Genomic DNA, 26,982 nt, shown 5'->3' on the forward strand with positions numbered 1-26,982 from the left:
GTGCCAGCCGGGCCAGGGCGGCCTCATCCAGGGCGGGCAACACCTGCAAGGGCGGGCTGAACAGGCTGGTTTCCGAGAGCAGGGCCTGGCCACGGGCGCTGCGCAAATCGTTGAGCAACGGCAACACCACCAGGGGCCAGTCGCGCCGGGCACTGTGGACGCGGTCCAGATACAACGGCAATTGGCTGAACGCTTGCTGCAGCAGGCGCAGTGCTTCGTCGACCTGGCTGACGCGGCCCTCCTGCAGGGCAATCACCAGTTGCTCCATCTCTTCGGCCAGCAAAGCCGCGCCATAGAATTCAACCATCAGCAAACTGCCATGCACCTGATGAATGCAATCCAGGCACTGCTCCAGCACGTCGGCGGCTGGCCGCTGGGCATAGGCGTCCAGCGCCACTCGGGCCTGTTTCAGGGTATGGGCAATTTCGCCTTTGACCCATTCAAGGGCCACATAGTCGTGCCGGTCAACCATAACGACTCCAGTCAGAATTGCAGCGCATTACTGTGGCTCATGGTCTTTGGACGGAGCTGGCAAAGTAAAACCGGACACCGAGCGCCGCAGCTGGCTGGCCATTTTGGCCAGATTGCCGATGCTTTCGGCGGTCGCCGTGGAGCCGGACGAGGTCTGATTGGTGATTTGCTGAATGACACTCATGGTCAGGGAAATCTGCGCCGCCGAAGTGGTCTGCTTTTGTGCGGCATTGGAGATACTTTGAATCAGGTCTGCCAGGTTTTGCGACACCCCTTCGATCTCTTCCAGCGCCACGCCAGCGTCATGGGCCAGACGGGCACCGCGCACCACTTCGGTAGTGGTTTGCTCCATCGAAATCACGGCCTCGTTGGTATCGGCCTGAATGGCCCGCACCAGGGTTTCGATTTGCCGCGTCGCCGCCGATGAGCGCTCGGCCAGGCGCTGCACTTCGTCGGCCACCACGGCAAAGCCGCGCCCGGCATCACCGGCCATCGAGGCCTGAATGGCAGCGTTGAGCGCCAAAATATTGGTCTGATCGGCAATATCATCAATCAGGCTGACGATATCGCCGATTTCCTGTGAGGACTCGCCAAGGCGCTTGATTCGCTTGGCGGTGTCCTGGATCTGATCGCGAATATTGTCCATGCCGCGAATGGTGTTATGAACCACTTCATTGCCCTTGTTGGCAATCGCTACGGAACGCTCGGCAACCGCCGAAGATTCGGAAGCGTTGGCCGATACCTCGTCGATCGAATGGGCCATTTCCTGGATCGCCCCGGAGGCCTCGGCAATCTGCTGGGCCTGATGCTCGGAAGCTTCGGCAAGCTGCATGGCGGTGGCCTGGGTTTCCTGTACCGCTGCCGCGACCTGGCCTGCTGTCAGGTTGATGGTGGCCACCAGTTCACGCAGCTGGTCGATGGAGTAATTGATCGAGTCGGCGATGGCACCGGTGAAATCTTCGGTCACCGAGGCGGTCACCGTCAGGTCGCCGTCCGCCAGATCGGCAATCTCGTCAAGCAAGCGCATGATCGCGTTCTGGTTTCGCTCGTTCTTTTCCGCCGTCTCGCGCAATTGGCGATTGGTTTCGCGCACCATCACCAGGCCGATCAAGATAATCGATGCCAGTGCCAGCAAGCCCAGAACATAACCGCCGATGATATCCAGCGAGCGCCCGCTGGCGAGGTTTTCAAAACCATTGGCCAGGGTCGAGGCTTCATCGAGGAGGGTTTGCGACAGGCTGAAAATGTTGTTTGCCGCTTCGCGCACATGGAACAGTTGCGGCGAGGTTTCAAGGATTTCATCCACCGTACCGGACACAAACTGGAACAGCTCGGAAATCTCCTGCAAGCGGGCGCGGGCATCCTTGTCTTCAACCTGGGTAATTCTCATCCCTTCATTGCCTTCGAGCATGCCGTTGAGCACCAGCCCGAAGCGGTTGGCATCACGGCCAAAGGCACCGGCGGCCTGGGCAGCGTTTTCGTCACCGGCCAGCACGGTATTGACCGCACCCAGAATACGCTCGGCCAACAAGGACTGGCGCTGGGCCAGGGCTACCTGGCTGGCAGGGGCGCCTCGCTGCAAAAGGATTTCGACGACTTTTTCGTATTCGACCTGCAACTGCGGCACGGTCTCGGCCAGGGTTGCAGCCACCTGATGCAGCGACAGCACGGTTTGTTCGCTGGCCAGAATGGCGTTGACGTTGTTGAGCAGCAGCTCCCAGTCACGTTGCACCGCCTGCATTTCTTTATGTACGGCTGCAGGAGCAGGAGGCAGGCCGGTGGCCGGGTCGCCTTTTCTCAGATAACCCCAGCGCTGGCTGAAATCATTGCGCGCATCAATCAGCAACTTGAATGCGGCGGCTTTGCCGGCAGCGGCCTCGGTGGCGTTTTTGGCGATACGCTGGGACAGCACCCGCAACTCACCTGCGTGGCTGATGTACTGCTTGTCGTAGTTGGACTGGGTATTGAGGTAAGCAAAGTTGGCGAATAACAGCATGATGAACACGATCAGGGCGATAAAAAGCACGATGATCTGCGAACGACTGCGCGACCCTTCCAGTGGTTTAGCGGTATTGGCTGTGGTCATCGATCAGGTCCCGAAATCCCGTTTTAAAGCTGAAAGCCTGTTCATACGGCCACCGCCCAGAACTGTGGCGCCCGGGCCAGGGCAAACGGGCTGAACACCCACCACAGGTGCTCAGCGGCAAAGTGCCCTTGCACATAAGGCGCAAATACCGGGTGGGGCAAGGTTTGCGTATCCGTATTGAGGTCGGCATGGGCGAAGTGCTGCATGCCCTGCACTTCATCGACCTGCAAGCCGACAAACACGTCTTTGTATTCCAGCACCAATACACGGCGCTGTTTACGCAAGGGTGACAGCTCGACCCCGAAAAAACCGCACAGATCCATGATCGGCAGCAGTTGCCCACGCAAATTGGCCACGCCCTTGACCCAGGGTTTTACCCCGGGCAGCAGGGTGAACCGTGGTTCATGCAGGATCTCGGCAATTTCGCCCATCGGCGCCACAAAACAATGCTCGCCGATGCGAAAACCAATACCGCTCCAGGTGTCGAGCTGCGCCTGTGCAGGCGCCAGACCCGCCGCCAGCGAGCGACAACGCTGGTCGATCTCAAGCAGCAGTTCGAAGGCTGTCAGTGCGCCGGGCATAGGGTGACCGTCATTTAGGAGGGTTTTCTTCCAGGATTTGTTTCACCTTGAGGATCAGTTGCTCTTCATCCACCGGTTTGGTCAGGTAGCCCTTGGCACCCTGGCGCTGGGCCCAGACCATGTCGGTTTCCTGATCCTTGGTCGTCACGACGATCACCGGGATGTTGCCGGTTTCCGGATCTTTTGTGAGCTGACGCGTCGCCTGAAAGCCGTTGAGGCCCGGCATCACAATGTCCATCAAGACCACATCGGGCTTTTCCTGACGCGCCAGGGCAACACCGTCTGCGCCGTTTTCGGCCTTGAGCACTACATGGCCGTGCTTTTCGAGCATGCCGGTCAATTTGTACATTTCAGTCGGCGAATCATCGACGATCAGAATGCGAGCCATGGTGTTCCCCATTTATCAGGTGGTTGGCCGGCTGGCCGGTGTTATTGGGCACTTTGGGTGATAGTGAAGGCTGGCACATGTGCCTTGATTGCGCTCAGCAGTTCGTCGCGACTGAAGGGCTTGGTCAAAAATTGATCAGAGCCAACAATCCGCCCCTTGGCCTTGTCGAACAGACCGTCCTTGGACGACAACATGATCACCGGGATCGACTTGAAAGCCCGGTTGCTCTTGATCAGGGCGCAGGTCTGATAGCCATCCAGGCGCGGCATCATGATGTCGACAAAGATAATGTGCGGGTGGTGGTCGACAATCTTGGCCAGCGCATCAAAGCCATCGATGGCGGTAATCACCTCGCAGCCCACGTTTTTCAAGAGTGTTTCGGCGGTGCGGCGAATGGTTTTCGAATCGTCGATCACCATCACCTTCAAGGCGCTGGAATGCTTTTCCATATCTGCTCTACCATCGCCAAGGCGACCCGTTTTGTTACAACTGTACGGCCTGAAACCCCAACTCCTTGATGGACAAGGGCTGCAAGCACTGTGCGAGCCTTTTTAGCACAGTCACGACCTTCAATCTATCGAAGGGCTGCGGGCTGACTGGAGCAGGCGGTTTTTCCTTGACCGGGGCCACACTCAGCGCCACTCTGGCGCCACTTTTCAAAGCCTTTGCGCCCACTATTTATTTGAGGAATTTGCCATGAGCGTTCGAGTCGGGATTGTCATGGACCCCATTGCGGGCATCTCCTATAAAAAGGACAGCTCGCTGGCCATGTTGCTGGCAGCCCAGGACCGTGGCTGGACCCTGTTCTACATGGAGCAGCAAGACCTTTACCTGAATGAAGGCAAGGCCCGGGCCCGCATGAAGCCGCTGAAGGTGTTCGCCAACCCGCAAAAGTGGTTTGAGCTGGACGCCGAGACCGACACGGCCCTGAGCGATCTGGACGTGATCCTGATGCGCAAGGACCCGCCCTTCGACATGGAGTTTGTGTACTCCACCTACCTGCTGGAACAGGCCGAGCGCGATGGCGTACTGATCGTCAACAAACCGCAGAGCCTGCGCGACTGTAACGAAAAACTGTTCGCCACCCAGTTCACCCAATGCACGCCGCCAACCGTGGTCAGCCGCCGCGCCGACGTGCTGCGTGAATTTGCTGCCTTGCACGGTGACGTGATCCTCAAACCGCTGGACGGCATGGGCGGCACCTCGATTTTCCGCCACCGAGTGGGCGACCCGAACCTGTCGGTGATTCTCGAAACCCTGACCAACAACGGCACTCAGCAGATCATGGCGCAGGGCTATTTGCCGGCGATCAAGGATGGCGACAAACGCATCCTGATGATTGACGGCGAGCCGGTAGATTACTGCCTGGCGCGTATTCCGGCGCAAGGTGAGACCCGCGGCAACCTCGCCGCAGGCGGTCGTGGCGAAGCCCGCCCGTTGAGCGAAAAGGACCGCTGGATTGCAGCTCAGGTCGGCCCGACGCTGCGTGAAAAGGGTCTGCTATTTGTAGGTCTGGACGTAATCGGTGAGCACCTGACTGAAATCAACGTTACCAGCCCGACCTGCATCCGCGAGATTGATAATGCGTTCGGCACCAATATCGGCGCCCTGTTGATGGATGCGATAGAGCGCAAGCTCGCTGCACGCTGATCTGCAAGCCCTATAAAAGACCAACATTGCGCTATCATGGGCACCCCGTGAAACCCGCGATGTTGGTCTTTTTGCCATGACACCTCCCAACGACCTGCCCCCCGAACTCGGCCATAAAGGCGTGCGTGCGGCCGATCGCCTCGGATTTACCCTGTTTGTCGCGGCACTGCTGCATATTGCAGTGATCGTCGGCGTGGGGTTCAACATGGAAGCGCCCAAACAGATCAGCAAAACCCTGGAAATCACCCTGTCCACGTTCAAAAGCGAAAAAGCGCCGGAAAAAGCCGACTTTTTAGCCCAGGACAACCAGCAGGGCAGCGGCACGCTGGACAAGAAAGCGGTGCCCAAGACGACGGAAATCGCCCCTTTCCAGGACAACAGCGTCAAGAAGGTCACCCCGCCGCCTGCCGCCAAACCCGAACAGACCCAGGCCGCACCCAAGGCCGCCGTGACTACCGTGGCGCCCACGGCAAAAAAAGCCCCGAGCCAGCCGCAGAAGGTCAAGACCGAAGCGGCACCCAAGGCCAGCATTCCAACGTTCGACAGTTCCCAGCTGTCCAGCGAGATTTCCAGCCTCGAAGCCGAACTGGCCAACGAGCAGCAGCTGTACGCCAAGCGCCCGAAGATCTACCGCATGAGCGCGGCTTCGACCATGCGCGACAAGGGCGCCTGGTATAAAGAAGACTGGCGCAAGAAGATTGAACGCATCGGCAACCTCAACTACCCCGAGCAGGCACGCCGGGAAAAGATCTACGGCAAACTGCGCCTGCTGGTGTCGATCAACCGCGACGGTTCGCTGCATGAAGTGTTGGTGCTTGAATCGTCGGGCCAGCCGCTGCTGGACCAGGCGGCACAACGCATCGTGCGCCTGGCGGCACCTTTTGCCCCCTTTACCGGTGATCTGGCGGACATCGACCGGCTGGAGATCATCCGCACCTGGAAATTCGCCGAAGGCGACCGCCTGTCCAGCAACTGAACTACTGTGGGAGCGGGCTTGCTCGCGATTGGATCGCTGCGTTTTAACGTTAAACCGCGCCGCCTGTATCGCGAGCAAGCCCGCTCCCACAAAGACCCAGGAATCTTGAGCTGCAAACTTGTCAGTTCACGCTGCCAGCGCCACACTAAGACTCATGAAAAAACACGCGCCGACTTACCTCAAGCATCAATTCCTGATCGCCATGCCCCATATGGCCGACCCGAACTTTGCCCACTCCTTGACCTACATCGTCGAGCACACGGCCAATGGTGCCATGGGGTTGATGATCAACCGTCCGCTGGAACTGAACCTGGCGGATGTTCTTGAGCAGTTGCGCCCGGAAAAACTTTCTTCACCCCTGTGCCAGCACGTGCCGGTCTTCGGTGGCGGGCCTGTCATGATCGACCGTGGCTTTGTCCTGCATCCGGCCAGCATGAACTTTGACGCTACAGTCGAACTCGACGACGGGCTGGCCCTGAGTACCTCTGCCGATGTGTTGTTCAGCATTGCCGACGGCCGCGGCCCGAACCGCAGCCTGATCTGCCTGGGCTATGCCGGCTGGGATGCTGGCCAGCTGGAGGCCGAATTGGCCGACAACGCCTGGCTGACCTGCCCCTATTCCGCTCATATCCTGTTTGATACCCCAAGCGAGCTGCGCCTCGACGCAGCCGCCAAACACCTCGGAGTGAACCTCAATTTGTTAAGCACCCAAGCAGGCCATTGCTGATGGCCAGCCTTCGTTTACTGCTGGGCTTCGACTACGGCACCCGCTCCATCGGCGTGGCTGTGGGCCAGATGATTACTGGCCAGGCCCGCGAACTGTGCAACCTGAAAGCCGAGAATGGCATCCCCAAGTGGGAAGAAATCGAAAAGCTGATCAAGGAGTGGCAGCCCGACGCAATGGTGGTCGGCATGCCCCTGAACATGGACGGCACCCCGAGCGACTTCTGCGCCCGGGCGCAGAAATTTGCCAATCGTCTGAATGGCCGCTTCAATTTGCCGGTTTTTACCCATGATGAACGCCTGACCACCTTCGAGGCCAAGGGCGAGCGCCGGGCCCAGGGCGGCCAGCGCGGCAGCTACCGCGACAACCCCGTTGATGCCATCGCCGCCAAACTGGTGCTGCAAGGCTGGCTCGACGAAAACCCGGCGCACTCTCAAGACTGACCCGGCGCTTGTACAATTGACCCGCCTCATTGTTTGCGCCCGCCGCCGCACGTTCTGCTGCGCGGGCCTTTTAAGGAGCCACCATGATCCTGCCTGTTCCCGCTGAACTGATCTCCCAGATGGCCCTTGATCTCAAGGCCCACCTGGCCCGTCGCGGTATCACCGAACCACGTTACATCGGTATCCGCACCGGCGGCATCTGGGTTGCCCAGGCGCTGCTCAAGGCGCTGAACAGCGAGGCCCCGCTGGGCACGCTGGACGTGTCGTTCTACCGCGATGATTTCAGCCAGAACGGCCTGCACCCGCAAGTGCGGCCTTCCGAATTGCCATTCGAAATTGAAGGCCAGCACCTGGTGCTGATCGACGATGTGCTGATGAGCGGTCGGACCATTCGCGCAGCGCTGAACGAGCTGTTCGACTATGGTCGTCCGGCCAGCGTGACCCTGGTCAGCCTGCTGGACCTGGACGCCGCCGAGCTGCCGATCCGTCCGGATGTGGTGGGCGCGACCTTGTCGCTCAAGCCGAGCGAGCGGGTAAAATTGTCCGGCCCCGCGCCACTGACACTCGAACTTCAAGACCTAGCCCTCTAAGAGACCATTGCGATGACGCCTACAGACGCCAAGCGCCCGCTGCAGCTCAATGATCAGGGCCAGCTGCGCCACTTTCTGTCGCTCGACGGTTTGCCCCGTGAACTGCTGACAGAAATCCTCGACACCGCCGACTCGTTCCTTGAAGTCGGCGCCCGAGCCGTGAAAAAAGTCCCGTTGTTGCGCGGCAAGACCGTGTGCAACGTGTTCTTCGAAAACTCCACCCGCACCCGCACCACCTTTGAAATGGCCGCCCAGCGCCTGTCGGCCGACGTGATTACGCTGAACGTGTCGACCTCGTCGGCGAGCAAGGGCGAAACCCTGCTCGACACCCTGCGCAACCTAGAAGCCATGGCCGCCGACATGTTTGTGGTGCGCCACGGTGACTCCGGCGCCGCGCACTTCATTGCCGAGCACGTGTGCCCGCAGGTGGCAATCATCAACGGCGGCGACGGCCGCCATGCCCACCCGACCCAGGGCATGCTCGACATGCTGACCATCCGTCGGCACAAGGGCGGCTTCGAAAACCTGTCGGTGGCCATCGTCGGTGACATCCTGCACTCGCGGGTGGCACGTTCGAACATGATCGCCCTCAAGACCCTGGGTTGTAAGGACATTCGCGTTATCGCGCCGAAGACCCTGTTGCCGATCGGCATCGAGCAGTACGGCGTGAAGGTCTACACCGACATGAACGAAGGCCTGAAAGACGTGGATGTGGTGATCATGCTGCGCCTGCAGCGCGAGCGCATGTCCGGTGGCCTGCTGCCGAGCGAAGGCGAGTTCTACCGCCTGTTCGGCCTGACCACCGCCCGCCTGGCCGGGGCCAAGCCTGATTGCATCGTGATGCACCCGGGGCCGATCAACCGGGGGGTCGAGATTGAATCCGCGGTGGCCGATGGCCCGCACTCGGTGATCCTCAACCAGGTGACCTATGGCATTGCCGTGCGCATGGCGGTGTTGTCCATGACCATGAGCGGGCAAACCGCCCAGCGCCAATTCGAACAGGAGAACGCCCAGTGAAGCTCAGCATTCTCGGCGCCCGTGTAATTGATCCGACCAGCCAGCTGGATCAAGTGACTGACCTGCACCTGGAGGCCGGCAAGATCGTTGCCATTGGCGCAGCGCCAGCCGGTTTCACCCCGACGCAAACCATCGAAGCCAAAGGCCTGGTGGCCGCCCCCGGGCTGGTTGACCTCAACGTTGCCCTGCGTGAACCGGGCTACAGCCGCAAAGGCACCATCGCCAGCGAGACCCGCGCGGCTGCGGCCGGTGGCGTCACCAGCCTGTGCTGCCCACCGCACACCAAGCCGGTGCTGGACACCTCGGCCGTTGCCGAGCTGATCCTTGACCGCGCCCGCGAAGCCGGTAACTGCAAGGTGTTCCCGATCGGTGCATTGAGCAAAGGCCTGGACGGCGAGCAACTGGCCGAACTGATCGCCCTGCGCGACGCGGGCTGCGTGGCATTTGGCAACGGCCTCAACAGCTTCAGCAACACCCGCACTCTGTGCCGGGCACTGGAGTACGCCGCCACGTTCGACCTGACGGTGATCTTCCACTCCCAGGACCGTGATCTGGCCGAAGGCGGGATTGCCCACGACGGTGCAATGGCTGCGTTCCGAGGCTTGCCGGGCATTCCGGAAACCGCCGAAACCGTAGCCCTGGCCCGCGATCTGCTGCTGGTTGAGCAAAGTGGCGTGCGCGCACACTTCAGCCAGCTGACCAGCGCCCGTGGCGTGGCCCTGATCGCTCAGGCCCAGGCTCGTGGCCTGAAAGTCACTGCGGATGTGGCGTTGTATCAGCTGATTCTGACTGACGAAGCACTGGTGGATTTTTCCAGCGTTTACCATGTGCAACCGCCACTGCGCACCCGCGCCGACCGTGACGGCCTGCGCGAAGCTGTGAAGTCGGGCGTGGTGCAAGCCATCTCCAGCCATCACCAGCCCCACGAACGCGATGCCAAACTGGCACCGTTCGGCGCGACCGAACCGGGCATGAGCAGCGTTGAAGTGCTTCTGCCGCTGGCGATGACACTGGTAGAAGACGGTTTGCTCGACCTGCCGACGCTGCTCAACCGCCTGAGCGCTGGCCCGGCTGACGCCTTGCGCCTGCCAGCCGGCAAGCTGGCAGTGGGTTCGGCGGCAGACCTGGTGCTGTTTGACCCGGCGGCCTCGACCCTGGTCGGTGAACAATGGCACTCCAAAGGCGACAACTGCCCGTTCCTCGGCCATTGCCTACCGAGTGCCGTGCGTTACACGCTGGTAGATGGGCGGATCAGTTACGAAGGCTAACGCGCTACCAATAACCTGTAGTCGTGGGAGCGAGCCTGCTCGCGAAGATCATTCGCGAGCAGGCTCGCTCCCACATAGGCAGGATTTGTGTCTTAACGACGCTCTGCGTTCTTGATCGAAATCTGATCGTTCAGAGTCCAGAAGTCATACAGGACGCCGATCAGGAAAAAACCGCCGGTGAACAGGTAAATGATCCCTGTGATCCATTTGCCCATGTACATCCGATGTACGCCCAAGACGCCCAGAAACGTCAGCAGAATCCAGGCCACGCTGTAGTCAGTATTACCTGCGGTAAACCGCAAGTCGGCTTCACGGTCCATGCTCGGGATCAGGAACAAGTCGATCAACCAGCCAATACCCAACAAGCCCAGGGTGAAAAACCAGATCGTCCCGGTTACCGGCTTGCCGTAATAAAAGCGGTGCGCGCCCAGGAAACCAAAAATCCACAGCAAATAGCCCAGCACTTTGCTGTGAGTATCGCGCTGAACATCGTCTCGATAGCCGCTCATAAATGCCCTCTTTGCTGCTGATAGAAAAATATTGTGAAGTTTTTTGTGACTTTTTTACTGTCGTGCAAAAGGTAAAAGTGTCTTACAGAAATTGGCGCAAAGCCTTGTGTTACCTGACCTGCACCCTCGCCATGCGACAATTTGCCATCATCGTTACGGAAATTGACCCTACAGTCCACCTGACAAATGGCCTGAGAAAGGACAAAAAAGCTGTTATAAAGTTTCGCGTTTATAACCATTGAGCCCTGCCGAATGCGTCCTATATTCAAGACATGGCTAACCATTTGCCTATTATTGCCACTGGCCGCCCACGCCACCAATCGTGAGCAACACCTTCCTTCGGGCTTCACCGGCTACACCGCAAAGTCATCTGCGAGTGCGCCTTATGTTGCCTCTACCAGCAAGACCGTAGCACGTCCTGCCTCCAGTAAAGCCCACCGCAAGGCCCCGGGCAAAATTGCGGCCGCTTCCCTGGCCGCCGCCAACAAGCAGAGCAGCACGGTGCTGAGCCGCGCCGTCAACGTGCTGGGCACCCCTTATCGTTGGGGCGGCAGCAGCCCAAGTAAAGGGTTCGACTGCAGCGGGCTGGTCAAATACGCCTTTAATGACGTGGCCGCCGTTGATTTGCCACGCACCTCCAGCGAAATGGCCAGCGGCCATGGCCAAAAGGTCGAGCGCAAGGACTTGAAGCCTGGCGACTTGCTGTTTTTCAACATCAAGAGCCGCAAGGTCAACCACGTTGCCATCTACCTGGGCAACGACCGCTTTATCCACGCTCCGCGTCGCGGCAAGTCGGTGACTATCGACACGCTGCAAAAGCCTTACTGGCAGAACCACTATGTGGTTGCCAAGCGTGTGCTGCCTAAAGAGAAAGGCGCGCTGCAGGTTGTGCAACGCTAAGCGCAGGCAAATCATGCAGCCGCTTCCAGCGGCTGCATGCCAACCAGGTCAGCGATATCCATCCCCCCTCCCAATTCCAGTAGAATGCCGCTGACTTTCACAACAGCGGGCTTACACGAATGTCCACGATAGCAGGCAACATTGCCCGGGTTGAGGCGCGCATCCGTGCAGCCGCACTGGCTGTGCAACGTGATGTAACAAGCATTCATCTACTCGCTGTCAGCAAGACCAAACCTGCTGGCGCGCTGCGTGAAGCCCATGCCGCGGGCATTCGCGACTTTGGCGAAAACTACCTGCAGGAAGCCCGCGCCAAACAGCTCGAATTAGCCGACCTGCCCTTGTGTTGGCACTTCATCGGCCCCATTCAATCGAACAAGACGCGCGACATCGCTGAGCATTTTGCGTGGGTGCATTCCGTTGACCGGCTCAAAATTGCCCAGCGCCTGTCTGAACAGCGCCCGGCAAACCTGCCGCCGCTCAATATCTGCATTCAGGTCAATGTCAGCGGTGAGGCCAGCAAGTCGGGCTGTACACCGGCAGACCTTCCTGCGCTGGCGGCCGCCATCAGCGCCCTGCCACGCTTGAAACTGCGCGGCCTGATGGCGATACCCGAGCCCACGGAGGACCGCGCCGAGCAGGACGCAGCCTTTGCGACAGTACGCACATTGCAAGAAAGCCTGAACATGGGCCTTGATACGCTTTCAATGGGCATGAGCCATGACCTGGAGTCTGCGATTGCCCAAGGCGCCACCTGGGTACGCATCGGCACTGCATTATTTGGCGCCCGCGACTACGGCCAGGCCTGAAACGGCCTGTCTCATTTTTTATAAGGATCGGTTATGAGCAAAATGCGTATTGCCTTTATCGGCGCCGGCAACATGGCTTCCAGCTTGATCGGCGGCCTGTTGGCCAAAGGCCTGGATGCAGCACAGATCCGCGCCAGCGATCCGGGTGCCGAGACGCGGGCCAAAGTGGCCGCCGAGCATGGCATCGAACTGTTTGCCGATAACGCGCAAGCCATTCAGGACGCCGATGTGATCGTGATCGCGGTCAAGCCACAGGCCATGAAAGCCGTGTGCCAGGACCTGCGCCCGCACCTCAAGCCCCATCAATTGCTGGTATCCATTGCCGCCGGCATTACCTGCGCCAGCCTGCTTGACTGGCTGGGCAACCAGCCGCTGGTACGCTGCATGCCCAACACCCCGGCCCTGCTGGGCAAGGGCGTAAGTGGCCTGTTTGCCACCGCCGATGTTACCGCCGAGCAACGCCAGCAAGCTGAACAACTGCTAAGTGCCGTGGGCATTGTGGTGTGGGTGGACAGCGAAGCGCAGATCGATGCCGTAACTGCCGTGTCCGGCAGCGGCCCGGCGTACTTCTTCCTGTTGATCGAAGCCATGACCGATGCCGGCGTCAAGCTCGGCCTGCCCCGTGACGTGGCCAAGCAGCTTGCCGAGCAGACTGCACTGGGTGCCGCGCACATGGCCGTGGCCAGCGATGTCGATGCTGCCGAGCTGCGCCGCCGCGTGACCTCGCCTGCCGGTACTACTGAAGCAGCGATCAAGTCATTCCAGGCCGACGGCTTTGCCGCCACGGTCGAAAAAGCATTGAGTGCCGCCGCGCACCGCTCGGCCGAAATGGCCGAACAACTGGGTCAATAAAGGAGCACATGATGTCCGGACTTAATGGCGCTGCCATTTTCGTGATTCAAACCCTGGGTAGCCTCTACCTGCTGATCGTACTGCTGCGGTTTATCCTGCAACTGGTGCGGGCGAACTTCTACAACCCGCTGTGCCAGTTCATCGTCAAGGCCACCCAGCCGCTGCTCAAGCCGCTGCGCCGGGTGATCCCGAGCCTGTTCGGCCTGGACATGTCATCGCTGGTACTGGCGATCATCGTGCAGATGGTGATCTTCGCCGTGGTCCTGACGCTCAGCTACATGTCGTTCAACGTCTTTGGCCTGCTGCTCTGGGCGATCATTGGCGTGACTGCGCTGTTTTTGAAAGTGTTCTTCTTCGCCATGATCATCAGCGTGATCCTGTCGTGGGTGGCACCCGGCAGCACCAGCCCTGGCGCTGAACTGGTCAACCAGATCACCGAACCTGCCCTGGCCCCGTTCCGCCGCTTCCTGCCAAGCATGGGCGGCCTGGATATCTCGCCCATCCTGGCGTTTATGGTGATCCAGCTGATCCAGAGCTTCGTGATCCCGCCATTGGCCATGTACGTCGGCATGCCGGTCATCTTGTTCGGCCTGATCTGATGAGCTACTACCGTTGGGACGGCGAGGACCTGATTCTCGACTGTCACCTGCAACCCAAGGCCAGCAGCGACGAGTTCGCCGGCCTGCACGGTGACCGCCTGAAAATCCGTCTCACCGCCCCACCGGTAGAGGGCAAGGCCAACGCCCACCTGATGGCCTTTCTGGCCAAGGCGTTCGGCATAGCCAAAAGTCAGGTCAGCCTGGTGAGCGGCGAGCTTAACCGGCAGAAACGCGTGCGCTTGCATGCACCCAAAAAACTGCCGGACTTGCCGGGGCTGGCCAGGCCCTGAACCTGTGGGAGCGGGCTTGCTCGCGATACTGGCACCGCGCTCGGTCGACAAACTGCGGTGATGCAATCGCGAGCAAGCCCGCTCCCACAGAGTTTGGCTACAGGTCATAAAATCAGCCCAGACCATTGCTTGCTGCTACGCCCCCCGCTCATTAGACTTACGCCTCATTTAAATGAGAGCAGGGTCGATGCCAGCTGCCTTTCCCCCCGATTCCGTTGGTCTGGTCGTGCCGCAAACAGCGCACTTCAACGAGCCCCTGGCGCTAGCCTGCGGTCGCTCACTGCCTGCCTATGATCTGATCTACGAAACCTACGGCCACCTCAATGCCTCGGCCAGCAACGCCGTACTCATCTGTCACGCACTGTCAGGGCACCATCACGCGGCGGGCTACCACAGCGCCGATGATCGCAAGCCCGGCTGGTGGGACAGTTGCATCGGTCCCGGCAAGCCAATCGACACCAACAAGTTCTTCGTCGTCAGCCTCAACAACCTGGGCGGCTGCAACGGTTCTACCGGCCCAAGCAGCATGAACCCTGAAACCGGCCGGCCGTTTGGCGCCGAGTTCCCGGTGTTGACCGTTGAAGATTGGGTCCACAGTCAGGCTCGCCTGGCGGACAGGCTGGGCATCAGCCAATGGGCCGCCGTGATCGGCGGCAGCCTGGGTGGCATGCAGGCGCTGCAGTGGAGCATCAGTTACCCTGATCGCCTGCGCCATTGCCTGGCGATTGCCTCGGCGCCCAAATTGTCCGCGCAAAATATCGCGTTCAACGAAGTCGCTCGTCAGGCCATCCTTACCGACCCCGAGTTCCACGGCGGTTCGTTCCAGGAAAAAGGCGTGATTCCCAAGCGCGGCCTGATGCTGGCACGCATGGTCGGGCATATCACCTACCTGTCCGATGACTCGATGGGCGAAAAATTCGGCCGTGGCCTGAAGAACGAAAACCTCAACTACGACTTCCACAGCGTCGAGTTCCAGGTCGAGAGCTACCTGCGTTATCAGGGCGAAGAGTTCTCCGGGCGTTTCGACGCCAACACTTACCTGTTGATGACCAAGGCGCTGGACTACTTCGACCCGGCGGCCAACTTTGACGACGACCTGGCCAAAACCTTTGCCGGGGCCAAGGCACGCTTCTGCGTGATGTCGTTCACCACCGACTGGCGCTTCTCGCCGGCCCGCTCGCGGGAGCTGGTGGATGCATTGATGGCCGCGAAAAAAGACGTCTGCTACCTGGAAATCGACGCTCCGCAAGGCCATGACGCCTTTCTGATCCCGATTCCGCGCTACCTGCAAGCCTTCAGCAATTACATGAACCGCATAGAACTGTGAGAACGCCATGAGAGCCGACCTGGAAATCATCCAAGACTGGATCCCCGCCGGCAGCCGCGTGCTCGACCTTGGTTGTGGTGATGGCGAACTGCTGAGCTGGCTGCGCGACAACAAGCAAGTCACCGGTTACGGCCTGGAAAACGACCCGGACAACATTGCCGAATGTGTGGCCAAGGGCATCAACGTCATCGAGCAAGACCTCGACAAGGGCCTGGGCAACTTCGCCAGCAACAGCTTTGATATCGTGGTCATGACCCAGGCGCTGCAAGCCGTGCACTACCCCGACCGGATCCTCGATGAAATGCTGCGCGTCGGTCGCCAGTGCATCATCACCTTTCCGAACTTCGGCCACTGGCGTTGCCGCTGGTACCTGGCCAGCAAGGGGCGGATGCCGGTCTCCGAATTCCTGCCTTACACCTGGTACAACACGCCGAACATTCACTTCTGTACTTTCGAAGACTTCGAGGCGCTGTGCCGCGAGCGCGAAGCACAAGTGATCAACCGCCTTGCCGTAGATCAACAACACCGACACGGGTGGGCGAGCAAGATATGGCCTAACCTGTTGGGCGAGATTGGCATTTATCGTGTCAGCAGTCCCGGCCTTCAGGATCATCAGGTCGCGGTCTAAACCAGCAAGTTCTAAGGAGAGTGACAATGGGTCGTATTGGATTACTACTGCTTTCGATGTGTTTTGGCATGCAGGCTTTTGCCGGTGACGGCACATCTGCCCAGCGTCAACAGACGTTTGGCGACACAACGGTGTATTACAACGCGTTCCCGTCGACTTTCCTGACGCCGGAAATCGCCAACGAATTTGAAGTCACCCGCAGCAAAACCAATGCGGTGCTCAACATCACCCTGAACAAGGGCGGCAAGAACATTGCCGCCAACGTTCAAGGCACGGTCCGGACGGGCGATGCCAAGCCGATACCCTTGACCTTCCGTCAGGTGGGCAAGAACGGCGAAATCAATTATCTGGCCCAGTTCCCGGTGGCCGGGCCGCAGACCTTCACCTTCAAAGTGGATGTGAAGGCAGGCGGCGCTACCTCTGAAACCATCCAATTTTCTCAAATGGTCGCTCCAATCGAATGATGAACCTCACGCAACTGGTACTGGCTAGCCACAACGCCGGCAAACTCAAAGAACTTCAGGCCATGCTCGGCGAGTCGGTGCAGTTGCGCTCGATTGGAGAATTCAGCAGCGTTGAGCCGGAAGAAACCGGCTTGTCGTTTGTTGAGAACGCAATTCTTAAAGCCCGCAATGCCGCACGCCTCTCGGGCTTGCCGGCACTGGCCGACGACTCGGGGCTGGCCGTGGACTTTCTCGGCGGCGCGCCGGGCATTTATTCGGCACGTTATGCAGACGGCAAAGGCGACGCGGCCAACAACGCCAAGCTGCTCGACGCCCTCAAAGACGTGCCCGAGGCAGAGCGCGGTGCACAGTTTGTCTGCGTGCTGGCACTGGTACGCCACGCCGACGACCCGCTGCCGATCATCTGTGAAGGCCTGTGGCACGGGCGCATCCTGCCTGCAGCCAGCGGCGAACACGGTTTCGGCTATGACCCGCTGTTCTGGGTACCGGAGCGCAACTGCTCCAGCGCCGAACTCAGCCCCACGGAGAAAAACCAGCTGAGCCACCGTGCGCGCGCCATGGTTTTGCTGCGTCAGCGTTTGGGCCTGAAATGACCCACGACACACCTCCACAGCCGCTCTATCTGGGCGCGGCTGGCTTTACCCAGCAGGCGCCGCGCGCGCCGCTGAGCCAATTGCCCCCTCTGTCGCTGTATATCCATATTCCGTGGTGCGTGCGCAAATGCCCGTATTGCGACTTCAACTCCCACACCGCCAGCCCGGTGCTGCCCGAAGAAGAATACGTCGACGCGCTGCTGGCCGACCTCGATCAGGACCTGCACGCTGTTTATGGTCGCGAGCTCAGCTCGATCTTCTTCGGCGGCGGCACACCGAGCCTGTTCAGCGCACACGCTCTGGGGCGCCTGCTAAAAGGCGTTGAAGCGCGCATCCCGTTTGCCAGTGATATCGAAATCACCCTGGAAGCCAACCCGGGCACATTCGAGCAGGAAAAGTTCGTGGCTTACCGCAAGCTGGGCATCAATCGCCTGTCGATCGGTATCCAGAGCTTCCAGCAAGAGAAGCTGCAGGCCCTGGGTCGCATCCACAACGGCGATGAAGCTGTGCGTGCAGCCTCAATGGCGCGACTGGCGGGCTTTGACAACTTCAACCTGGACCTGATGCACGGCTTGCCCGATCAGTCCCTGGAGGACGCCCTGAGCGACCTGCGCCAGGCTATTGCGCTCAAGCCGACGCATCTGTCGTGGTATCAGCTGACCCTGGAGCCCAACACGGTGTTCTGGAACCAGCCCCCCGTGCTGCCGGAAGACGACACCCTGTGGGACATTCAGGAAGCCGGTCAAGCGCTGCTCGCCGAGCACGGCTACACCCAGTACGAAGTGTCGGCCTACGCCCAGCCCGGCCGGCCGGCGCGGCACAATCTCAATTACTGGAGTTTCGGCGACTTTATCGGCATCGGCGCTGGCGCCCACGGCAAACTGAGCCATCCTGATGGCCGTATCGTGCGCACCTGGAAAACTCGTCTGCCAAAGGACTACCTGAATCCAGCTAAATCCTTTCAAGCAGGAGAGAAAGCTCTTACAGCAGAAGAGCTGCCATTTGAGTTTCTAATGAACGCCTTGCGCCTGACCGACGGCGTTGACTCGGCGCTCTACCCTCAACGCACGGGGTTACCACTGGACAGCTTGAGCACTGGACGCAAAGCAGCCGAACAAAGTGGCTTATTGCAGGTCGAACCGTCACGCCTGGCGGCAACTGCCCGGGGCCAGCTGTTTCTCAATGACCTGTTGCAGCACTTTTTGACCTAAGGAAATCGAATGGACTTGGTACTCGACCTGCTTGCCAACGTATCGCGCTGGAGCCGCAGTCACCTCTCGGAGATCGCTCTGGCCTTGATTGGCTGTGTACTGGTGCTGTTCGGTGCCGACTTCAAGGGCTGGGTCGAACAACGTCTGGGCAGCATTGCGGGCGCCCTGCGCGTGCCGCTGATGGCCCTGCTTTGCCTGATCGGCAGCGGTGCGGCCCTGATCTACGCCACGCCCTGGGTCGAACGCGGGTTGAGCCAGTTCAACAACTACAGCCTGGCACCGGTGCTGTTGGTGGTGCTGGTATTGATCGGGGTGGTGGCGGATCGGCGCTGAAGAACACCCAGGATATCGTGTGGGAGCGGGCTTGCTCGCGATACAGGCTACGCGGTGCATCTGATTCACCGCTGTGATGCCATCGCGAGCAAGCCCGCTCCCACAGATTTCGTACGAACTTCACCGACCCCAAAGCAGGGTGGGGCCGGTGATTGAAAAACCGCTTAAGCCAGTTTTTCGAACTTCAAATCCCACACACCGTGCCCAAGACGTTCGCCGCGGCGTTCGAACTTGGTCACCGGGCGCTCAGGCGGACGTGGCACGCACTTGCCGTCTTCAGCCAGATTGCGGTAACCCGGCGCGACGTTCATCACTTCCAGCATGTATTCAGCATACGGTTCCCAGTCGGTAGCCATGTGCAACACGCCGCCAACCTTGAGCTTGGAGCGCACCAGTTCGGCGAAGGACGCTTGCACGATCCGGCGCTTGTGGTGACGGCTCTTGTGCCAAGGGTCCGGGAAGAACAGCAGCAGGCGATCCAGGCTGTTGTCTGCCACGCAACGGGTCAGGACTTCGATTGCATCGCAATCGTATACCCGCAAGTTGGTCAGGCCCTGGGTCAACACGCCGTTAAGCAGCGCGCCCACACCCGGACGGTGAACCTCTACGCCGATAAAGTCCTGCTCAGGCGAAGCCGCTGCCATTTCCAGCAGGGAATGGCCCATGCCAAAACCGATCTCCAGGGTGCGCGGCGCAGAGCGACCGAACACCTGGTCGAAATCGACCGGCGCGTCAGCCAGTGGCAGTACATACAGCGGCGTGCCTTGGTCGAGGCCGCGTTGCTGGCCTTCGGTCATGCGCCCGGCGCGCATCACAAAACTCTTGATGCGACGGTGTTGGCGATCGTCGCCTTCTTCCGGGATTGGGGTGTCTAGTGATTCAGTCATCAGTGGCTCTTACTTGATCAGACCATCCAGCGGCGAAGAGGCGCTGGCATAGAGTTTTTTCGGCATGCGCCCGGCCAGGTACGCCAGGCGGCCCGCCACAATGGCGTGTTTCATGGCTTCGGCCATGATGATCGGATGCTGGGCATTGGCGATGGCCGAGTTCATCAGCACCGCTTCGCAGCCCATTTCCATGGCGATGGTCGCGTCGGAGGCAGTGCCCACACCCGCATCGACCAGTACCGGAATTTTCGCTTCTTCAAGAATGATGCGCAGGTTGTAGGGATTGCAGATCCCCAGACCGGTGCCAATCAGGCCAGCCAGCGGCATCACGGCAATACAGCCCATGGCTTCCAGCTCGCGGGCAATGATCGGATCATCGCTGGTGTACACCATTACGTCGAAACCGTCCTTGACCAGAATCTCGGCGGCCTTGAGGGTTTCGATCACGTTGGGGAACAGGGTTTTCTGGTCGGCCAGCACTTCAAGCTTGACCAGCTTGTGGCCATCGAGCAGTTCACGGGCCAGGCGGCAGGTACGTACGGCTTCAACCGCGTCATAGCAGCCTGCAGTGTTGGGCAGGATGGTGTAGCGATCCGGCGGCAACACATCGAGCAGGTTCGGCTCGCCCGGGTTCTGACCGATGTTGGTGCGGCGTACGGCGACGGTGACGATCTCGGCACCCGAGGCTTCAATGGCCAGGCGGGTTTCTTCAAGGTCACGGTACTTGCCGGTGCCCACCAGCAGGCGCGACTGGTAGGTACGGCCGGCCAGGGTAAAAGGCTTGTCGCTGCGAACGTTGCTCATCGGGAATCCTCTTTAATTATGTGCACTTGCGGGTCGAGCATGTTGGGCAGGGCAAAAACCTAGCCGCCACCGATGGCATGCACCACTTCGACCTGGTCACCGGCTTTGAGTACCGTCTCGGCATGCTGGCTGCGCGGGACAATGTCCAGGTTCAGCTCGACCGCAACCCTGCGGCCGGTCAGTTCCTGACGGGCCAGCAAGTCGGCGACGGTCTCGCCGTCGGGTAGTTCAAAGGATTCACCGTTCAACTGAATGAGCATGCGCGACGCTGCCTTCATTTTAAGGGGCCAGCATTCTAGCCCGATCAGTCAGGCCGACCCAAGCCATTCATCTTGCAGGCTCAGCTCAGGCGCCAGGCGGCCAGCCCTAAACACAGCCAGCCGGCCAGAAATGCCAGGCCGCCGAAGGGCGTGATGATCCCCAGCTTGCTGATGCCGGTCATGGTCAGCACATACAGGCTGCCGGAAAACAGCACAATGCCGACAGCAAAACAGACACCTGCCCAGGTCACCAGGCGCCCGGGCAGATGAGTGGCCAGCAAGGCCACGCCAAACAGGGCCAGGGTGTGGACCAACTGGTAGGTCACGCCTGTATGAAAAATAGCCAGATACTGTTCAGTCAGGCGGCCTTTAAGGCCATGGGCCGCGAAAGCACCCAAAGCAACACCGGTAAAGCCGAAGAATGCGGCCAGCATCAAAAAAACGCGCAGCATGGGGTTACTCCAGTCAGGATCATGGAATGGCGCAGGGTCTGTATAATGGCCCGCTCAACGGGTTCGGCCAAGTCATCCATGCTGCGTTTTCTTGTTCATCGCTTTCTCAAGGTCCTGCTCTGGTTCGCAGTGGGCAGCGCATTGCTGGTGCTGGTTTTTCGCTGGGTGCCGCTTCCCGGCACGGCGCTGATGGTCGAACGCAAGGTCGAGTCATGGCTTGACGGCCAGCCGATTGACCTGCAGCGCAGTTGGCGGCCGTGGGATGAAATATCCGACGAACTGAAAGTTGCGGTCATGGCAGGTGAGGATCAGAAATTCCCCGAGCACTGGGGTTTTGACTTCGGCGCGATCAGGGCTGCGCTGATCCACAACGAACAAGGCGGAACGCTGCGCGGTGCCAGTACGCTGAGCCAGCAAGTGTCGAAGAACCTGTTTTTGTGGTCCGGTCGCAGCTGGCTGCGCAAAGGCCTGGAAGCCTGGTTTACCGCGTTGATCGAGGTGTTGTGGCCCAAGCAGCGGATTCTTGAGGTGTACCTCAATAGTGCGGAGTGGGATGAAGGCGTGTTCGGCGCCGAGGCCGCAGCGCAGCATCACTTTGGCGTGAGTGCCAAAAACCTTACGCGCCAGCAGGCCAGTTATCTGGCGGCCGTACTGCCCAGCCCGCTGAACTGGAGTGCAAGCCACCCCAGCACCTATGTCAGCCGCCGCGCCGGGTGGATTCGTCAGCAGATGAGCCAGTTGGGGGGCGACAGCTATCTCACCACACTGAACAACTCACGCAAGGCGCCTTGGGCGGGCTAACCTGAAAATCTGCAAGCCCCTCACCCCAGCCCTCTCCCAAAGGGAGAGGGGGCCGATCTCCAGCGAATTCAAAATCCACGTCAACCCCGATCAAGCGGCTGGGGTGAGGGCCAAGCACTCACTCAGCAATCCGGTTTGTCCGCTGTATAGCGCCGCGCCGGGTTTACCGCCGCACCAAACTCACGCAGTGCCTTGGCGCCAATCAACAGCGGGTAGTTGAAGCTGCTCCGGTCGGTGAGGTTGACCTCCACCGTGCGTTTGACATCACCCAGGCACATTTCCAGATCGACCACCGGGCGCTTGGCGCTTTCGGGGGTTTCCCGGTCTTCATCTTCATCGGCGCGGCTTTTGATCTTGCTGATGCGCGCCACCTTATGTTCATACACTTTGCTGCTGGCACCTTCGGTGGCCAGCTGGAAGCGCACCCACTCTTCACCGTCACGGGTAAAGGTCTGGATATTTTTGGCCGACAGCGACGCGGTCAAGGCACCCGTGTCCATCTTGGCTTTAAGGGTCTCGCCGATTTCCGGCAATTTGATGTACTCGTAACGCCCGTAAAGGGTCGGCTCGGCGGCCATCACCGGCAGCGCCAATACAGACAGCAACGCAAGAACAGACTTCATGCAGGCATTTCCTTTGAAAAAGTAAGAGTTAGACCACTTATCCACAGTAGGTTCACACTGGGTGTGTGGGAGCGAGCAGGCTCGCTCCCACAAGGTCCATGGATTTGGCGTTCTACGCCAGTCTGCTTATCATGGCCAGTCCTTAAACGTTCAAGAGTTGCTTATGCGCCGCCTGCTCACCGGCTGTCTGGTTACCCTGCTGTTGCTGTGCAACACCCTGATCCTGTTCGGGCCGTTGATGCTGTTTGCCCTGCTCAAACTGGCATCATCGGGGCGCCTGCGCGATTACAATTCGCGGGCGGTGATGTGGATTGCCGAAACCTGGTCCGAAATCGACAAACGCATTTTTGCCCTGTGCCTGCCCACCCAATGGGATATTCGCGGCGCCGAAGGTCTGAGCCGCGATACCTCGTATCTGGTGATCAGCAACCACCAGTCGTGGGTCGATATCCCCGCGTTAATGCAGGGCCTGAACCGGCGCACGCCATTCTTCAAATTCTTCCTGAAAAAAGAACTGATCTGGGTCCCCTTTCTGGGCCTGGCCTGGTGGGCGCTCGACTACCCGTTCATGAAGCGCTATTCCAAGGCCTTTCTGGCCAAACATCCGCAGCTCAAAGGCGAAGACCTGAAGATCACCCGGGCTGCCTGCGAACTGTTCAAGCGCCAGCCGGTGACGATCGTCAATTACCTCGAGGGCACGCGCTTTACCCCGGCCAAACACGCGCAACAACATTCACCCTATACCTGGCTGCTCAAGCCCAAGGCAGGCGGGGTGGCGTTTGTGCTGGCGGCGATGGGCGAACAGCTGGATGCCGTGCTCGACGTGACTGTGGTGTATCCACAGGCAAAGATTCCGGGCTTTTGGCAGTTGATCAGCGGGCAGGTGCCCAAGGTGATTGTCGATATACAGACCCGCGAACTGGATCCGGCATTGTGGCAGGGGGATTACGAAAACGACCCGGTGTTTCGTGAGCAGGTCCAGAGCTGGGTCAACCAGCTCTGGACCCTGAAAGACCAGCGTATCAGCACCTTGCGTGCCGAGCGCGGCTAGCCTTTAAACGCCCCAGGCGCTGCCCAGCTTGCTCAGCAGCGAAGTGCTGACGTTCTGGCCCTTGAAGTAGTCCAGCAGTACCGGAGCAAACTTGGCAACCATACCGTCCTGCATGCCCAGCGCCGTGAATGCGGCGTTCAGCTGGTCAGTGTTGGCCACGTTGCTGACAGCGCTGGTCGCGGTCTCGGAAACACCGCTGGATTTGCCCAGCAGGCCGCCCAACTGGCTCAACTGACCCAGGGCACCGGCGCCAGCCAGCTTGTTCACGCCCGGCACTTGCTGGGTCAGTTCGGAGTAGTCGCTGGAGGTCAGCTGGTTTTTCGCCAGGCTCAACATCGCGCCAATACCGCCCGCTGCCTGCTCAGGCTTGACGCCCAGCTCGTTGACCTTGGTCAGCATCTGCACGGCCTGGGCCGATTTGTCCGTGGTGGCGCCATTACCGTTGCCACCCTGAACCTGCGCGGCCACGTTGGCTACGTCGCTCAGGCTGAAACCTGCGAACACCGGGCTCGCTGCCACGGTCATCAATGTTGCCAGTGCCACGCCGCTCAACTTTTTCATCGCTTCAACCTCTAGAACCAAAAAGCCGCCCGCCAGGGAGCGGTAAAACTATGGGTAAGACCCAAAAACCGGGCAGATGTTCCCAAGTGCCACTATCGGGTCAAACGGTCTGTAATCTTAATTGAAAACGAGTGCATCCGCTGAGCCCTTGCCTGCGTATACAGAGCAGCGAGGTAACTCACATGATTGGAACAACCCTATACCCTGAACTACCCTCAACCGACAACTGGTCTGAAGTCCTGGCTTTTTTTGAGGGGAGAACAGCTATTTTAACCGCCAATACCGATTACCTTGAAAAGCTGTTGGCCCAATGTTCATTGGGTAATCGACGCGCCTTTGAAACCCTCTACCGCAGCGTGGCCCCGCGCTTGTACAGCGTGGCCTTGCGCTGCATGGGCCGACGCGACCTGGCAGAGGATGTGGTGCAGGAAAGTTTTGTGCGTATCTGGCACAGCGCCTCACGTTACGAAGCCCATTTGTCGGCACCGCTGACCTGGATGATCACCATCACCCGCAACCAGGCCATCGACCAGTTGCGCAAACACCGTGAATTGCCCTTGAGTGACCAGCAGCAAGACAACGTGGCCGATGACAGTCCCAGCGCCCTCGACCAACTGGGCAGCGCCCGTGAAGCCTGCGCCCTCAACCAGTGCCTGGAACAACTCGAAGGCATGCAACTCCAGAGCATCACCAGCGCTTACTTCCATGGGCTGAGCGCCAGCGAGCTGGCACAGCAACTGGCTGCACCCCTCGGTTCGGTCAAATCCTGGATTCGCCGGGGTATGCAGCGACTGCGCAGGTGCCTCGAATCATGAACTATCAAACACCCGAGTTACGCCGTGCGCTGACCGCCGATTACGCCATCGGGCTGATGCCGCCCACGGCCCGCAGGCGTTTTGAGCACCTGCTGCAGGGCGACGCGCTCCTGCGCGCCGAACTGGCCCGCTGGCTGGAACACCTCAACCTGCTGACCGAGCCACTGATCGAGCAACCCGTACCGGATCGCGTGTGGCGGGCCATCGTGGCCCGTATCGAGCCGCAAACCCTGCATGTGCCGGCAAAGCGTCCGTTCTGGAACTGGCTGCGTTTGAGTGCACTTGCCTGCTCATTGCTGATCGTCGTGACTGCCGGCCTGCTCTACAACCGCGACAGCGTGCAATACAAAGCCACCCTGCTCAGCGGCACTGCGCAGCCCGGCCTGAGCATCGAGGCCCACAGCGATTATCTGAAAGTAAAACCGCTGGAGCTGTCGGCGGTGGATGGGGGCAGCAGCCTGGAACTGTGGGCGATACCGGTTGAAGGCAAACCGGTGTCCCTTGGACTGATCCCCCGCGATGGCGATGGCCGCATAACCCTTAGCCAAAGTCAGCAGCAACTCATCAGGGTGCCGGTGGTGCTCGCCGTGAGCCTGGAACCGCAAGGCGGCTCGCCAACCGGTCAGCCGACGGGCCCCGTGCTGTATCAGGGGCCGCTGGCCAGCCTGTAAAAACAATCCACGCAGTTGTGGGAGCGGGCTTGCTCGCGATGCAGACAACTCGGTACATCTCAATAACCGAGGTGCTGCAATCGCGGGCAAGCCCGCTCCCACAGGGTTGGCGCTGGTGTTTATGCCTTGCTGAACATCCGGTGCGGGTCGATCACGAACTTCTTCGGCACACCGGCATCGAACTCGCCATAGCCCCGCGGCGCGTCGTCCAGGCTGATCACTTCAACACCTACGATGTCAGCGATCTTGATTCGGTCCCACATGATCGCCTGCATCAGCTGGCGGTTGTATTTCATCACTGGCGTCTGCCCGGTGTGGAAGCTGTGGGACTTGGCCCAGCCCAACCCGAAGCGGATGCTCAGGCTGCCCTTCTTCGCCGCCGCGTCTACCGCACCCGGGTCTTCGGTCACATACAGGCCCGGAATGCCGATCTTGCCCGCCACCCGCACCACGCCCATCAGCGAGTTGAGCACCGTGGCCGGTGCTTCATGCTTGACCCCGTCATGGCCGTGCCCGCGAGCTTCAAAACCCACTGCATCCACCGCACAATCCACTTCCGGCTCGCCCAGCAGTTCGGCGATCTGTTCGTGCAGGGGCGTATCTTTGGACAGGTCGGCAATTTCAAAACCCTGCGCCTTGGCGTGGGCCAGACGAATCGGATTAACGTCACCGACAATCACCACCGCCGCACCCAGCAAGCGCGCCGAAGCCGCAGCCGCCAGCCCCACCGGGCCAGCACCGGCGATATACACCGTGCTGCCAGGGCCAACGCCAGCAGTGACGGCGCCGTGATAGCCGGTGGGCAGGATGTCGGAGAGGCAGGTCAGGTCGCGGATTTTTTCCATCGCCGCATCGCGATTCGGCAGCTTGAGCAGGTTGAAATCGGCGTAAGGCACCAATACATATTCAGCCTGACCGCCAACCCAGTCGCCCATGTCCACGTAACCATATGCGCCGCCGGGACGGGCCGGGTTGACGGTCAGGCACACGCCGGTGTTCTGTTCCTTGCAGCTGCGGCAGCGGCCGCACGCCACGTTGAACGGCACCGAAACCAGGTCGCCGACTTTCAGGTGTTCCACATCACGCCCGGCCTCGATCACCTCGCCGGTGATCTCATGACCCAGCACCAGCCCGGTTTGCGCCGTGGTGCGGCCACGCACCATATGCTGGTCGGAGCCGCAGATATTGGTCGACACTACCCGCAGGATTACGCCGTGGTGGATGGGCTTGCCCTGAGGGTTCTGCATCTTGGGGAAAGGAATGCTTTGCACTTCAACCTGGCCGTTGCCCAGGTACACCACACCGCGATTGTCAGCCATCGTATTCACCCTTAGTTGTTATTGGCGGGATT

The 26,982-nt window shown here is 59.9% G+C and carries 35 protein-coding genes; 22 read left to right on the forward strand and 13 right to left on the reverse strand.

Annotated elements, in window-relative coordinates:
* From GHO42_RS23880 to pilG, 5 genes are all read right to left on the reverse strand, one after another.
* Nucleotides 1-472: Hpt domain-containing protein (locus GHO42_RS23880; protein ID WP_153384199.1), on the reverse strand; the 472-nt coding region annotated here is incomplete at its 3' end.
* A 27-nt stretch (nucleotides 473-499) separates the two neighbouring features.
* A complete protein-coding gene (locus GHO42_RS23885; protein ID WP_094999867.1) occupies nucleotides 500-2,557 on the reverse strand; it encodes a methyl-accepting chemotaxis protein in 2,058 nt (685 codons plus the stop codon).
* A 41-nt stretch (nucleotides 2,558-2,598) separates the two neighbouring features.
* Entirely contained in the window at nucleotides 2,599-3,138 is a 540-nt protein-coding gene (locus GHO42_RS23890) for a chemotaxis protein CheW (protein WP_094999866.1), read from the reverse strand.
* Between the two features lie 10 nt (nucleotides 3,139-3,148).
* Nucleotides 3,149-3,526 carry a twitching motility response regulator PilH gene (gene pilH, locus GHO42_RS23895; RefSeq protein WP_095019611.1) on the reverse strand — a complete coding sequence of 126 codons (378 nt, stop codon included), beginning with the start codon at nucleotides 3,524-3,526 and terminating at the stop codon, nucleotides 3,149-3,151.
* A gap of 41 nt (nucleotides 3,527-3,567) precedes the next feature.
* Complete coding sequence (gene pilG / locus GHO42_RS23900; RefSeq protein ID WP_095019610.1) at nucleotides 3,568-3,975, reverse strand: twitching motility response regulator PilG; 408 nt, start codon at nucleotides 3,973-3,975, stop codon at nucleotides 3,568-3,570.
* A gap of 247 nt (nucleotides 3,976-4,222) precedes the next feature.
* Here pilG and gshB point away from each other — a divergent pair, with 247 nt between their 5' ends.
* From gshB to GHO42_RS23935, 7 genes are all read left to right on the forward strand, one after another.
* Complete coding sequence (gene gshB, locus GHO42_RS23905) at nucleotides 4,223-5,176, forward strand: glutathione synthase (RefSeq protein ID WP_094999863.1); 954 nt, start codon at nucleotides 4,223-4,225, stop codon at nucleotides 5,174-5,176.
* A 76-nt stretch (nucleotides 5,177-5,252) separates the two neighbouring features.
* On the forward strand, nucleotides 5,253-6,152 hold the full coding sequence (locus GHO42_RS23910; protein WP_094999862.1) for an energy transducer TonB: 900 nt from the start codon (nucleotides 5,253-5,255) through the stop codon (nucleotides 6,150-6,152).
* Between the two features lie 154 nt (nucleotides 6,153-6,306).
* Nucleotides 6,307-6,879, forward strand: coding sequence for a YqgE/AlgH family protein (locus GHO42_RS23915; RefSeq protein WP_094999861.1), 573 nt, complete (start codon nucleotides 6,307-6,309; stop codon nucleotides 6,877-6,879).
* Nucleotides 6,879-7,319, forward strand: a complete 441-nt coding sequence (ruvX, locus tag GHO42_RS23920) for a Holliday junction resolvase RuvX (protein ID WP_088378774.1) — start codon at nucleotides 6,879-6,881, stop codon at nucleotides 7,317-7,319. The genes GHO42_RS23915 and ruvX overlap by 1 nt, the downstream gene beginning before the upstream one ends.
* 83 nt (nucleotides 7,320-7,402) lie before the next feature.
* Nucleotides 7,403-7,909 (forward strand): bifunctional pyr operon transcriptional regulator/uracil phosphoribosyltransferase PyrR, encoded by a 507-nt coding sequence (gene pyrR / locus GHO42_RS23925; RefSeq protein ID WP_094999860.1) that lies wholly within the window; start codon nucleotides 7,403-7,405, stop codon nucleotides 7,907-7,909.
* Between the two features lie 12 nt (nucleotides 7,910-7,921).
* Nucleotides 7,922-8,926: an aspartate carbamoyltransferase catalytic subunit gene (locus GHO42_RS23930; RefSeq protein WP_095026642.1), complete on the forward strand. Its 1,005-nt coding sequence runs from the start codon at nucleotides 7,922-7,924 to the stop codon at nucleotides 8,924-8,926.
* Nucleotides 8,923-10,194, forward strand: coding sequence for a dihydroorotase (locus GHO42_RS23935; protein ID WP_094999858.1), 1,272 nt, complete (start codon nucleotides 8,923-8,925; stop codon nucleotides 10,192-10,194). Before GHO42_RS23930 ends, GHO42_RS23935 begins: the two co-directional genes overlap by 4 nt.
* Nucleotides 10,195-10,286: 92 nt before the next feature.
* Here GHO42_RS23935 and GHO42_RS23940 read toward each other — a convergent pair whose 3' ends face one another.
* Nucleotides 10,287-10,703, reverse strand: a complete 417-nt coding sequence (locus tag GHO42_RS23940) for a TM2 domain-containing protein (RefSeq protein ID WP_094999857.1) — start codon at nucleotides 10,701-10,703, stop codon at nucleotides 10,287-10,289.
* 252 nt (nucleotides 10,704-10,955) lie between these two features.
* Between GHO42_RS23940 and GHO42_RS23945 the strand changes: the two genes are divergently transcribed.
* From GHO42_RS23945 to GHO42_RS23995, 11 genes are all read left to right on the forward strand, one after another.
* A complete protein-coding gene (locus GHO42_RS23945) occupies nucleotides 10,956-11,603 on the forward strand; it encodes a C40 family peptidase (protein WP_094999855.1) in 648 nt (215 codons plus the stop codon).
* Nucleotides 11,604-11,722: 119 nt separating this feature from the next.
* Nucleotides 11,723-12,409, forward strand: coding sequence for a YggS family pyridoxal phosphate-dependent enzyme (locus tag GHO42_RS23950; RefSeq protein WP_095019608.1), 687 nt, complete (start codon nucleotides 11,723-11,725; stop codon nucleotides 12,407-12,409).
* Between the two features lie 33 nt (nucleotides 12,410-12,442).
* The gene (gene proC, locus GHO42_RS23955) at nucleotides 12,443-13,261 is read left to right on the forward strand and encodes a pyrroline-5-carboxylate reductase (RefSeq protein ID WP_094999853.1); all 819 of its coding nucleotides are present in this window, start codon (nucleotides 12,443-12,445) and stop codon (nucleotides 13,259-13,261) included.
* An 11-nt stretch (nucleotides 13,262-13,272) separates the two neighbouring features.
* Nucleotides 13,273-13,860: a YggT family protein gene (locus GHO42_RS23960; RefSeq protein ID WP_094999852.1), complete on the forward strand. Its 588-nt coding sequence runs from the start codon at nucleotides 13,273-13,275 to the stop codon at nucleotides 13,858-13,860.
* Nucleotides 13,860-14,150, forward strand: coding sequence for a DUF167 domain-containing protein (locus GHO42_RS23965; RefSeq protein WP_095019607.1), 291 nt, complete (start codon nucleotides 13,860-13,862; stop codon nucleotides 14,148-14,150). The genes GHO42_RS23960 and GHO42_RS23965 overlap by 1 nt, the downstream gene beginning before the upstream one ends.
* Before the next feature lie 187 nt (nucleotides 14,151-14,337).
* Nucleotides 14,338-15,477 carry a homoserine O-acetyltransferase gene (locus GHO42_RS23970; protein WP_095020465.1) on the forward strand — a complete coding sequence of 380 codons (1,140 nt, stop codon included), beginning with the start codon at nucleotides 14,338-14,340 and terminating at the stop codon, nucleotides 15,475-15,477.
* A 7-nt stretch (nucleotides 15,478-15,484) separates the two neighbouring features.
* A complete protein-coding gene (gene metW, locus GHO42_RS23975; protein ID WP_016782543.1) occupies nucleotides 15,485-16,105 on the forward strand; it encodes a methionine biosynthesis protein MetW in 621 nt (206 codons plus the stop codon).
* 26 nt (nucleotides 16,106-16,131) lie between these two features.
* Nucleotides 16,132-16,569 carry a DUF4426 domain-containing protein gene (locus GHO42_RS23980; RefSeq protein ID WP_094999849.1) on the forward strand — a complete coding sequence of 146 codons (438 nt, stop codon included), beginning with the start codon at nucleotides 16,132-16,134 and terminating at the stop codon, nucleotides 16,567-16,569.
* Nucleotides 16,566-17,162, forward strand: a complete 597-nt coding sequence (rdgB, locus tag GHO42_RS23985; RefSeq protein WP_094999848.1) for an RdgB/HAM1 family non-canonical purine NTP pyrophosphatase — start codon at nucleotides 16,566-16,568, stop codon at nucleotides 17,160-17,162. The genes GHO42_RS23980 and rdgB overlap by 4 nt, the downstream gene beginning before the upstream one ends.
* Complete coding sequence (gene hemW, locus GHO42_RS23990; protein ID WP_095026639.1) at nucleotides 17,159-18,373, forward strand: radical SAM family heme chaperone HemW; 1,215 nt, start codon at nucleotides 17,159-17,161, stop codon at nucleotides 18,371-18,373. Before rdgB ends, hemW begins: the two co-directional genes overlap by 4 nt.
* 9 nt (nucleotides 18,374-18,382) lie before the next feature.
* Entirely contained in the window at nucleotides 18,383-18,706 is a 324-nt protein-coding gene (locus GHO42_RS23995; protein ID WP_016782547.1) for a DUF3392 domain-containing protein, read from the forward strand.
* 164 nt (nucleotides 18,707-18,870) lie between these two features.
* On the opposite strand, the gene trmB is transcribed toward GHO42_RS23995, so the two are convergent.
* The 4 genes from trmB to GHO42_RS24015 all read right to left on the reverse strand — a co-directional run bounded on the left by trmB (nucleotide 18,871) and on the right by GHO42_RS24015 (nucleotide 21,109).
* Nucleotides 18,871-19,593, reverse strand: a complete 723-nt coding sequence (gene trmB / locus GHO42_RS24000; RefSeq protein WP_094999846.1) for a tRNA (guanosine(46)-N7)-methyltransferase TrmB — start codon at nucleotides 19,591-19,593, stop codon at nucleotides 18,871-18,873.
* A 9-nt stretch (nucleotides 19,594-19,602) separates the two neighbouring features.
* Complete coding sequence (locus tag GHO42_RS24005; RefSeq protein WP_019828053.1) at nucleotides 19,603-20,397, reverse strand: thiazole synthase; 795 nt, start codon at nucleotides 20,395-20,397, stop codon at nucleotides 19,603-19,605.
* Nucleotides 20,398-20,456: 59 nt separating this feature from the next.
* A complete protein-coding gene (gene thiS, locus GHO42_RS24010) occupies nucleotides 20,457-20,657 on the reverse strand; it encodes a sulfur carrier protein ThiS (protein WP_016782550.1) in 201 nt (66 codons plus the stop codon).
* Between the two features lie 80 nt (nucleotides 20,658-20,737).
* On the reverse strand, nucleotides 20,738-21,109 hold the full coding sequence (locus GHO42_RS24015) for a DUF423 domain-containing protein (RefSeq protein WP_094999845.1): 372 nt from the start codon (nucleotides 21,107-21,109) through the stop codon (nucleotides 20,738-20,740).
* Nucleotides 21,110-21,154: 45 nt separating this feature from the next.
* On the opposite strand from GHO42_RS24015, the gene mtgA reads away from it, so the two are divergent.
* A complete protein-coding gene (gene mtgA, locus GHO42_RS24020; RefSeq protein ID WP_370688633.1) occupies nucleotides 21,155-21,910 on the forward strand; it encodes a monofunctional biosynthetic peptidoglycan transglycosylase in 756 nt (251 codons plus the stop codon).
* A gap of 122 nt (nucleotides 21,911-22,032) precedes the next feature.
* Here mtgA and GHO42_RS24025 read toward each other — a convergent pair whose 3' ends face one another.
* Nucleotides 22,033-22,533, reverse strand: a complete 501-nt coding sequence (locus GHO42_RS24025; protein WP_095019604.1) for an ATP-dependent zinc protease — start codon at nucleotides 22,531-22,533, stop codon at nucleotides 22,033-22,035.
* A gap of 163 nt (nucleotides 22,534-22,696) precedes the next feature.
* Here GHO42_RS24025 and GHO42_RS24030 point away from each other — a divergent pair, with 163 nt between their 5' ends.
* Nucleotides 22,697-23,584, forward strand: coding sequence for an acyltransferase (locus GHO42_RS24030; protein ID WP_094999843.1), 888 nt, complete (start codon nucleotides 22,697-22,699; stop codon nucleotides 23,582-23,584).
* Nucleotides 23,585-23,587: 3 nt separating this feature from the next.
* On the opposite strand, the gene GHO42_RS24035 is transcribed toward GHO42_RS24030, so the two are convergent.
* Nucleotides 23,588-24,145 (reverse strand): DUF2780 domain-containing protein, encoded by a 558-nt coding sequence (locus tag GHO42_RS24035; protein ID WP_094999842.1) that lies wholly within the window; start codon nucleotides 24,143-24,145, stop codon nucleotides 23,588-23,590.
* 182 nt (nucleotides 24,146-24,327) lie between these two features.
* Between GHO42_RS24035 and GHO42_RS24040 the strand changes: the two genes are divergently transcribed.
* Entirely contained in the window at nucleotides 24,328-24,960 is a 633-nt protein-coding gene (locus tag GHO42_RS24040; protein WP_232527652.1) for a sigma-70 family RNA polymerase sigma factor, read from the forward strand.
* Entirely contained in the window at nucleotides 24,957-25,631 is a 675-nt protein-coding gene (locus tag GHO42_RS24045) for an anti-sigma factor domain-containing protein (protein ID WP_095019602.1), read from the forward strand. The genes GHO42_RS24040 and GHO42_RS24045 overlap by 4 nt, the downstream gene beginning before the upstream one ends.
* 119 nt (nucleotides 25,632-25,750) lie before the next feature.
* Here the strand turns inward: GHO42_RS24045 and fdhA are convergent, their stop codons facing one another.
* Nucleotides 25,751-26,950, reverse strand: coding sequence for a formaldehyde dehydrogenase, glutathione-independent (gene fdhA / locus GHO42_RS24050; RefSeq protein ID WP_094999840.1), 1,200 nt, complete (start codon nucleotides 26,948-26,950; stop codon nucleotides 25,751-25,753).
* Nucleotides 26,951-26,982 lie beyond the last annotated feature (32 nt).

This window comes from Pseudomonas sp. FSL R10-0056, from assembly GCF_009600105.1.
Classification (GTDB): domain Bacteria; phylum Pseudomonadota; class Gammaproteobacteria; order Pseudomonadales; family Pseudomonadaceae; genus Aquipseudomonas; species Aquipseudomonas bubulae.